This window comes from Kitasatospora sp. NPDC004799 (assembly GCF_040609095.1).
Lineage (GTDB): Bacteria > Actinomycetota > Actinomycetes > Streptomycetales > Streptomycetaceae > Kitasatospora.
This window is the reverse complement of record NZ_JBEXJK010000415.1, coordinates 1-6986: the sequence shown is the minus strand read 5'-3', so window position 1 is coordinate 6986 and position 6986 is coordinate 1. Positions and strand designations below refer to the sequence as shown.

General features: G+C 75.3%; 7 protein-coding genes and 1 pseudogene. All 8 read left to right on the top strand.

The window, feature by feature from the left end:
* The first annotated feature begins 231 nt into the window (after positions 1–231).
* Positions 232–657, top strand: coding sequence for a phage tail protein (locus ABZW03_RS34105; protein ID WP_355267197.1), 426 nt, complete (start codon positions 232–234; stop codon positions 655–657).
* A gap of 64 nt (positions 658–721) precedes the next feature.
* Positions 722–1420, top strand: a pseudogene (locus ABZW03_RS34100) (LysM peptidoglycan-binding domain-containing protein); the annotation flags it as partial.
* A 95-nt stretch (positions 1421–1515) separates the two neighbouring features.
* Positions 1516–3294 (top strand): VgrG-related protein, encoded by a 1779-nt coding sequence (locus tag ABZW03_RS34095; RefSeq protein ID WP_355267194.1) that lies wholly within the window; start codon positions 1516–1518, stop codon positions 3292–3294.
* Between the two features lie 75 nt (positions 3295–3369).
* Positions 3370–3681 carry a PAAR domain-containing protein gene (locus ABZW03_RS34090; protein WP_355267191.1) on the top strand — a complete coding sequence of 104 codons (312 nt, stop codon included), beginning with the start codon at positions 3370–3372 and terminating at the stop codon, positions 3679–3681.
* Between the two features lie 64 nt (positions 3682–3745).
* Positions 3746–4168 carry a GPW/gp25 family protein gene (locus tag ABZW03_RS34085; protein ID WP_355267188.1) on the top strand — a complete coding sequence of 141 codons (423 nt, stop codon included), beginning with the start codon at positions 3746–3748 and terminating at the stop codon, positions 4166–4168.
* The gene (locus ABZW03_RS34080; protein WP_355267185.1) at positions 4168–6126 is read left to right on the top strand and encodes a putative baseplate assembly protein; all 1959 of its coding nucleotides are present in this window, start codon (positions 4168–4170) and stop codon (positions 6124–6126) included. Before ABZW03_RS34085 ends, ABZW03_RS34080 begins: the two co-directional genes overlap by 1 nt.
* Before the next feature lie 73 nt (positions 6127–6199).
* Positions 6200–6763 (top strand): phage tail protein, encoded by a 564-nt coding sequence (locus tag ABZW03_RS34075; protein WP_355267182.1) that lies wholly within the window; start codon positions 6200–6202, stop codon positions 6761–6763.
* 3 nt (positions 6764–6766) lie between these two features.
* The coding region (locus ABZW03_RS34070; protein WP_355267179.1) for a zinc-ribbon domain-containing protein at positions 6767–6986 on the top strand (220 nt) is incomplete at its 3' end.

Here is a 6986-nt window from a genome sequence, read left to right as displayed (position 1 = left end):
GCCTGGTCCGCGAGGCCAAGCAGGCCCGACGCCTGCGGCAGCGCCCGGTGGCCGCTGCGCACCGAACTGCGCAGGGGCCGGGAGCGCAGCGGCAAACCGTACGACATGCGCCGCTGAGCGTGGACCGGCAGCAGTGCGGGCCCACCCGCGCGGACACCAGCAGCAGCGCGGACCAGGCGGACGGCCGACCGAAGGCCGCAGCGACGTGACCGGAAGCAAGGAGCGGAACCGATGACCGACAACATCTTCGCGTCCAGTGTGTTCTTCAGCCTGACCATCGGCGGCAACGACCTGGGCGAGTTCACCACCTGCTCGGGCCTCGGCGCCCAGGTGGAGATCGAGCAGTACGCGGAGGGCGGCAACAACGGCTTCGCCTGGCAGCTGCCGGGCCGCATCACCTGGTCGAACATCACGCTGAGCCGCGCGGTCACCGCGGACACCACCAAGATCGCCCGCTGGCTGTCCGAGATCGTCCGGAAGGTCGAGCCGAAGGACGGCGAGATCGTGGCGCTGCGGCCGGACCTGAGCCGGATCGTCGGCTGGCAGGTGCTCGGGATCGTCCCGGTGCGCTGGGACGGGCCGTCCTTCGACCCCGCCAACTCCCAGGCCGCGGTGGAGACCCTGGAGATCGCCCACGCGGGCCTGCGCTCCTCCTGACCCCGGCCCACCGCACCCGCGAACCCGCCGGCCCGCCGGCCCGATCCACGGAAGGAGCACCAGGATGTCCCCAGCGGTCCCCGCGAGCGTCACCCGGGCCCAACTGACCATCATGGAGCCACCGTCCACGGTCGGCGCCCAGCCCGGCGGCACGCTCGCCCGGCTCCGGCTCCAGTTCAACCCGGCGACCCTGGTGCTGCGCAAGACCACCGAGTGGCGGCGCACCCCGTCCCGGATGGCGGGCGAGTCCGCGCTGCCCGAGTTCGTCGGCAGCGGCCCGCGCTCGCTCTCCCTCGACGTGTTCCTGGACTCCACCGCGACCCACGACAACTCGGTGGAGCGGGCGGTGGAGCAGCTGATGACGGCCTGCGTGCCCACCGCGGCCAGCCTGGCGCGCAAGACGCCGGCCAGCCCGTGGATCCGGCTCGACTGGGGCACCCTGAAGACCACCTCGTTCAACGGCGTGCTGACCGGCCTCTCGGTCACCTACTCGCTCTTCGACGTGGACGGGAAGCCGCTGCGGGCGGTCTGCTCGCTCACCATCGACGAGGCCAGCGTCGACCCGGCCGGCCAGAACCCGACCTCGGGCTCGCCGGAGGCCCGCAGCACCCACCGGGTGATCGCGGGCGACAGCCTGCCGCTGCTCGCCTGGCGCGCGTACGGGGACGCCACCGCCTGGCGCACCATCGCCGAGGCCAACGACATCGACGATCCGCTGGTGCTGGTCCCCGGCACGGACCTGATCGTGCCGGGGATCGAGGAGCTCACCCGGAACGGAACCGGCCGCGGCGAACCCGCCCGCGGCGGCCGCACCGGCAGCGGACCGACCAGCGGCGGACCCAGCGAAGGCGGACGGCCATGACCACTCCCGAGGCCCGCGGCGGCCGGTCCTTCGCCGCCGATCCCGTCGTCGAGGCGCCGGGCCCGCTGCCGCCGATCTGGGCGACCCAGCTGGTCTCCTGCGACATCGAGGAGAGCGTCGGGCTGCCCGACACCGCCGTGCTGTCCTTCCGGGACGCCGACCACAGCTTCCTCTCCGCCACCGGGATCACCATCGGCACCCCGCTGAAGGTGTCCGTGGTCACCGTCCAGGGGAACACCCGGGCGCGGCTGTTCACCGGCGAGGTGACGGCGCTGGAGCTGGAGGTGGACGGCACCGGCTCGTACACCGTGGTGCGGGCCTCGGCCGTCACCCACCGGCTGATGCGCGGACGCCGGGTGAAGGCCTTCCGGAACATGACGACCGCCGACATCGTCCGCCAGGTCGCCGCCGGCGCGGGCCTGTCCTGCGGGAAGGTCGACTCCTTCCCGGTCGTCCACCAGCAGCTCTCCCAGGCGAACGTCCCGGACTGGGACTTCCTGCAGTTCCTGGCCCAGGAGAGCGGCGCCCAGGTGCGGGTGGACGACGACGGGAGGCTGGAGTTCGTCCGGCCCGATCCCGCCTCCGGCGCCCCGGCCCCCTCCACCCCCGCGCCGCAGAACCCGCTGGTGCTGGAGTACGGCCGCAACCTGCTGGAGCTGCGCGGCGTGCTGACCGGCGCCGGCGGCGCGGACACCGTCGAGGCGCGCGGGTGGAACGTCACCACCAAGAGCGCCCTGGTCGCCACCGAGCCCGCGGTGACCTCCCCAACGGTGCAGCCCGGGATGAGCCCCTCGGCGGTGACCTCCGCCTTCCCCGGCAAGGCCCGGCTGACCGTCGCCGACACCCCGTACCGGACCCAGGCGGAGACCGCCTCGGTGGCCCGGTCGCTGGCCGCCTCGGTGGCGTCCGGCTTCGGTGAGCTGGAGGTGGTCGCCGAGGGCAACCCGCGGCTGCGGGCGGGCACCGCTGTCGCCCTGGGCAACGTCGGCGCCGCCTTCTCCGGCCGCTACACCGCCACCGGGGTGCGCCACCTGCTCGAACCGTTCCGCGGCTACCGGACCACCGTGGTGGTCAGCGCGGCCCCCGACCGCTCGCTGGCCGGCCTGACCAGCGGCGGCAACGCGCCGCCGCGCGGGCCGCGGATGCCCGGCCTGGCGGTCGCCGTGGTCACCGACGTCCGGGAGCCGGGCGGCGGGCAGCGCGGCTGGGTGAAGCTCAAGTTCCCCTGGCTGGACGACACCTACGTCTCCGACTGGGTGCGCACCGTGCAGTGGGGCGGCGCCGGGGGCGGCGGCGTGGTCAGCCCCGAGGTCAACGACGAGGTGCTGGTCGGCTTCGAGCAGGGCGACCTGGACAGCCCGTACGTGCTGGGCGGGCTCTACAACGGCGTGGACCGGCCGTCCCCGCACGACGTGCCGCTGGTCGACCGGGCCTCCGGGAAGGTCAACCGCCGTTCGGTGGTGTCCCGTTCGGGCCACCGGATGGAGCTGCTGGACGTGCCGGGCGGCCGGTCCGGCGTCCACCTGGCCAGCGGGGACGGGAAGTTGGAGGTCAGCCTGGACCAGCAGCGCGGCGAGATCGTGCTGACCGTCCACGGCCTCGGCGGCGCGGCCGGCAGCACGGTGCGGCTCTCCTCCGCCGGCATCACCCTGGACGCGGGCACCGGCGCGGTGAACGTGCGCGGCGGCTCGGTCACCCTCCGGGGAACGACCGGGGTCACCGTGGACGGCGGGGCCCAGGCGGTGATCAAGGGGGCCTTCGTGCACATCAACTGACGCAGCGTCACAGAGCAATGGCAGGATGACGAGTGCCCGCGAACCGGCGGGCACCCTCGGAAACGGAGACCGCACATGCCCCCCGCAGCCCGGACCGGCGACCTCACCGACCACGGCGGCGCCCTCACCACCCCGCCGCCGGGCGCCCTCAAGGTGGCGACCGTGCTGATCGGCGGCCGCCCCGCCGCCGTGGTCGGCACCGTCCACGCCTGCGTCCCGCACGTGGCCCTGGGGCCCGGCAACGTCGTCCTGCCCCAACTGGGCGCGGTCACCGGGGGAGTGGTGCTGATCGGCGGTCTGCCCGCCGCCCGGATGGGCGACAAGACCACCTGCGGCGCCACCGTCACCAGCGGCGCGCTCAACGTGCTGATCGGGGGCGCGATATGAGCCGGCGGCCCGCGGAGAGCGGCGGCACGACCGGGTGGCCCGCGGAGCGCGGCGGGGTGACGGCATGAGCGGCAGCTTCATCGGCCGCGGCTGGGCCTTCCCGCTGCGCGTCGACGCCACCGGCGGCATCGCCCTGGTCGAGCGCGACCGCGAACTCGCCGAGGCGATCCGGCTGATCCTCGGCACCGCCCCCGGCGAGCGGCCGATGCGCCCGGAGTTCGGCTGCGGCATCCACGAGTACGTCTTCGCCCCCGGCGACAGCACCACCGCCGGGCGGATCGCCCGCGAGGTGCGGATCGCGCTGGAGCGCTGGGAGCCGCGGATCGAGGTCGACGACGTGGTGATCGCCTTCGACAGCGTCGAGGAGGGCACGCTCTACATCGACGTCCACTACACCGTGCGGGCCACCAACGACCGCCGCAACCTGGTCTTCCCCTTCTACACCATCCCGGAGCACCCGGCGGCCGCCGAGGAGGGCGGGAACTGATGGCCCTGCCCTCCCCTAACCTGGACGACCGCCGCTTCCAGCAACTCGTCGACGAGGCCAAGCGCTACGTCCAGCAGCGCGCCCCGGAGTGGACCGACCACAACGTCTCCGACCCGGGCGTCACCCTGATCGAGACCTTCGCCTACCTGGTCGACCAGCTGCTCTACCGGCTGAACCGGGTGCCGGAGAAGAACTACGCCGCCTTCCTCGACCTGCTCGGGATCCGGCTCTTCCCGCCCGCCGCGGCCCGGGCCGAGGTCGACTTCTGGCTCTCCGCCCCGCAGGCCGAGACGGTCCTGCTGCGGGCCGGCACCGAGGTCTCCACGCTGCGCACCGAGACCGACGACGCGGTGGTCTTCTCCACCGTCGAGGACCTGCCGATCGTCCCCAGCTCGCTGGAGCGGCTGGTCACCGTCTCCGCCTCCGGCGAGCAGTCCGACGGCACGGCCCGGCTGGCCGACGGCGCGGACGTGCCCTGCTTCCAGCCGCGTCCGGCGGCCGGGGACGCCATGCTCTTCGCCCTGCCGGCCGTGGTGCCGCGCTGCATCCTGGTCGTCCGGCTGGACAGCCGGGTCGAGGGCGTCGGTGTCGACCCGCGCCAGCCGCCGCTGGCCTGGGAGGTGTGGGACGGCGCGCGCTGGATCGCCTGCGAGACCGGCGAGGACACCACCGGCGGGCTCAACCGGCCCGGCGAGGTGGTGGTGTTCGTGCCCGCCGGGCACACCGCCTCGGTGATCGCCGGCCGTCGGGCCGGCTGGCTGCGCTGCCGGGTCACCGAGCCGCAGCCGGGCCAGCCGTTCTACTCCGAGTCCCCGACCGTCCGTCGGGCCGAGGTGTTCACGGTCGGCGGCACCGCGACCGCCGTCCACGCGCAGACCGTCACCGACGCGCCGCTCGGCGCCTCCGAGGGCGTGGCCGGCCAGCGCTTCCGGCTCGCCCGGCCGCCGGTGCTGCTCGACGGCGGGCCGCCGGTGGTCGAGGTCGCGGCCGACGACGGCTGGGAACGCTGGACGGTCGTCGAGCACTTCGGCGAGTCCTCGCCCGCCGACCGGCACGTGGTGCTGGACGCGACCACCGGCGAGTTCCTCTTCCCGCCCGCCGTCCGGGAGCCTGACGGCGGCCTGCGCGCCTTCGGCGCCGTCCCGCCCAAGGGCGCCCAGCTGCGGGTGCCGCACTACCGCACCGGCGGCGGGGTCGCGGGCAACGTCGCCCGCGGCACCGTCACCGTGCTGCGCAGCTCCGTCCCGTACATCGCCCGGGTGGACAACCGGGAGGCGGCGCGGGGCGGGGTCGACGGCGAGACCGTGGAGAACGCCAAGGCCCGGGCCCCGCACCAGCTGCGCCTGCAGGAACGTGCCGTCACCGCCGGGGACTTCGAGCTGATCGCCCGGCAGGCCGCGCCGTCCGCCGCCCGGATCAGCTGCGTGCCCGCCGCCGGCGGCGAGGCCGGGGCGGTGCGGGTGCTGGTGGTCCCCGACGCCGTCGCGGACGAGGGCGACCGGCTGCGCTTCGAGCAGCTGATCCCCGACGAGCAGGTGCTGGCCGCCGTCGCCACCGCCCTCGACGAGCGGCGGCTGATCGGCACCCGGCTGGTCGTGCAGCCGCCCGCCTACCAGGGCGTGACGGTGGTCGCCCGGCTCACCACCCGCGCCGCCGACCCCGACCGGGTCCGCGAGGAGGTGCTCGCCGCGCTGTACCGGTACCTCAACCCGCTGCGCGGCGGCGCCGACGGCTCGGGCTGGCCGTTCGGCCGGGCGGTGCAGTACGGGGAGGTGTTCGCGGTGCTCCAGCGGGTGGCCGCCGTCGCGGGCGTCGAGGAGCTGCGGCTGTTCCCGGCGGACCCGATCACCGGACGCCGGGGCGCGCCCACCGAGCGGGTCGAGGTCCCGGCGGACGCGCTGGTCTTCTCGCACCAGCACCAGGTCATCGTCACCGCGGCCGAGGACGGGCTGTCGTGAGCGAGCGCAGCGAGCGAACAATCGAGAGGCGCGCGTGGAGGAATGCCCCTGCCGAGCGCAGCGAGGTGGGCGCATGACTCGGGGGGCCGTGCCGGGGCTGCCGAGCCCGCACCCGATCGGCGAGCTGCTGCCCGCGCTGTACGCCGAGGACGACTTCGCCCAGCGGTTCACGGCCGGGCTGGACACCGTCCTCGCCCCGGTCTTCGCGACCCTGGACAACCTGCCGGCGTACTTCCAACCCGGCCTGGCACCGGCCGACTTCCTCGACTGGCTGGCCTCCTGGGTCGCGGTCGAGGTCGACCCGGCCTGGCCGGTGGAGGTGCGCCGCGCGGTGGTCGAGCGCGCGGTCGAGCTGCACCGCTGGCGCGGCACCCGGCGCGGCCTCACCGAACGGCTGCGCCTGGTGCTCGGTGCCGGGGCCGAGGTCGTGGACGGCGGCGGCGCCTCCTGGTCCACCGACCCGGCCGCCGCGCTGCCGCCCGCGCCCGGCGGCGAGGTACTGGTCCGGGTCTGGCCGCTGCGCGGTCCGGCGCCGGACGAGGACCAGGTGCGGGCCGTCGTCAGGGCGGGCTGTCCCGTCCATCTGAGCTGCCGGGTGGAGATCCTGCCCGGCCCACCCGGGCGAGCGGAGGACTGACGGATGCCGGTGTGCCCCGAATGCGGAACGGCCAACGGGCCGGGGGACGACTTCTGCGGCAACTGCGGGGCGTACCTCGGCTGGTCGCGCGACACCGCCGCCGGGCCGGCGGCCGCGACGCCGACGGCGCCCGCGGCCGCGCCCGCGCGGGGCGAACCCGCTGACCGTGCAGCGCGCCCTCGCCTGCGTCGCCGCGCTGCTCGCCGCGGGCGTCGCGGCGGCC

Bases quoted from the DNA above. Each gene is read 5' to 3' on its own strand.
- ABZW03_RS34075 (WP_355267182.1), top strand. From the start codon at position 6,200: ATGACTCGGGGGGCCGTGCCGGGGCTGCCGAGCCCGCACCCGATCGGC.
- ABZW03_RS34080 (WP_355267185.1), top strand. From the start codon at position 4,168: ATGGCCCTGCCCTCCCCTAACCTGGACGACCGCCGCTTCCAGCAACTC.
- ABZW03_RS34095 (WP_355267194.1), top strand. From the start codon at position 1,516: ATGACCACTCCCGAGGCCCGCGGCGGCCGGTCCTTCGCCGCCGATCCC.
- ABZW03_RS34085 (WP_355267188.1), top strand. From the start codon at position 3,746: ATGAGCGGCAGCTTCATCGGCCGCGGCTGGGCCTTCCCGCTGCGCGTC.
- ABZW03_RS34105 (WP_355267197.1), top strand. From the start codon at position 232: ATGACCGACAACATCTTCGCGTCCAGTGTGTTCTTCAGCCTGACCATC.
- ABZW03_RS34090 (WP_355267191.1), top strand. From the start codon at position 3,370: ATGCCCCCCGCAGCCCGGACCGGCGACCTCACCGACCACGGCGGCGCC.